The organism is Mesorhizobium sp. Root554 (genome assembly GCF_001427025.1).
Taxonomy (GTDB): Bacteria; Pseudomonadota; Alphaproteobacteria; order Rhizobiales; family Rhizobiaceae; genus Mesorhizobium.
The window spans coordinates 453,376-454,307 of the sequence record NZ_LMGA01000001.1 but is presented as its reverse complement, the minus strand read 5'-3'; the positions used below and the strand labels follow the sequence as shown (position 1 = coordinate 454,307).

Annotated in this window: 1 tRNA gene; it reads right to left on the bottom strand. The window is 53.8% G+C overall.

Annotated features, from left to right (window positions below):
• Positions 1–435 precede the first annotated feature (435 nt).
• Positions 436–526: transfer RNA gene (locus ASD44_RS02140), tRNA-Ser, on the bottom strand.
• Positions 527–932 lie beyond the last annotated feature (406 nt).

The following is a 932-nucleotide window of genomic DNA, read 5'->3' as shown; positions in this document are numbered from 1 at the left end:
CGAGAGCCGCAGCGGAGCCGATGAGAAGGCTCTTGATGTTCATTTTCTGACCTCCAGTCAAAAGTTTAAAAAAGGGTCTGGGTTGTTTGTAACTGGAAGGACAGCTCCCTGCCCCCATCCCCACTCCGGAAAGAGACCCAACGACCCTTTCCGGCGCCCACATTACGCAACGGGACTTTCATCACAAGAAACAAATCGCTTTTTTGCGACGGGCCTTGTCTCGCCACCGCCGCCTGTTGCAGAAAAGCCACGTTTTTTGCGCAGGCTTTACCCGTTGTTAGTAATCCGCACGCTCCAGGGCCCTCGAAGCGCGCATTTTCAAAGCATTGAACCGACTCGCAATGCAGTTCGGGCACCCCTTGTAACTGTGCCCGACTTGCGAGGAGCGCGCTTCCGAACATTCAAATCGAGGGAATTGAGACAAGTCTGAGCGAATGGCGGAGAGGATGGGATTCGAACCCACGAGACCCTTTTGAGGTCTACTCCCTTAGCAGGGGAGCGCCTTCGACCACTCGGCCACCTCTCCGGCGCGACCCGCTGGATAAAGAAAAGCCCGCATACAATCAACAAGCGACTTTCAAGCGACGAAAAAAACACGAGATTCGTTGAGCAGCTTTTTTGGACGGCTGGTGAAACTGGAAATCGGCATGATTCTTTGCCGGCATCGTCGCTCACTCGCATTTACGAGTTGCTGGAAGGCTGTCAGTGGTTAACGAATCCCTGTCCCGAAGGTGAAATCGTGGCTTTTGGGCAACAACGCCCAGGCGAAGCGTGCTGAGCCGCGTCCCGAATGTTCGTTCCTTGTTGAAGCCCGCAAAACCGTAGGTCTATGGTCGGCCATGAAGAAGCGGCGTGAGCTCTTTTTCGCTGTGGGGATGGGCAGAGAAATTTGTCCTTAGCAAGAATACCCAGCCCTTAGAACATTTGAGAAA